The organism is Escherichia sp. KCJ4928 (assembly GCF_004352695.1).
Taxonomy (GTDB): Bacteria; Pseudomonadota; Gammaproteobacteria; order Enterobacterales; family Enterobacteriaceae; genus ECMA0423.
The window spans coordinates 1-228 of record NZ_SJWV01000888.1 but is presented as its reverse complement, the minus strand read 5'-3'; the positions used below and the strand labels follow the sequence as shown (position 1 = coordinate 228).

1 pseudogene is annotated in these 228 nt (G+C 55.3%); it reads left to right on the top strand.

From position 1 onward, the window contains the following. A pseudogene (locus E0D98_RS27265) lies at positions 1 to 228 on the top strand (hypothetical protein); the annotation flags it as partial.

Below are 228 nucleotides of genomic sequence, written 5' to 3'. Positions count from 1 at the left end.
CCGTGAAAGGGAATGGCAGCAACAACCAGTCCGCACTGGACTATTTTTTCAATCCCTTCATTGAAACGGAGTATCAGGGTGTCCTGACGGCACAACGCTCCGCCATGGATACCATGCTCCGTGACCTGGACAGCGCAGCACAGGAATTTGTGTCAGCGTACCGGACCCGACGCGACACGGGTAACGGCAACCTGCCGGATATTGAAAGCCGTATTCAGAAGGCTGCCA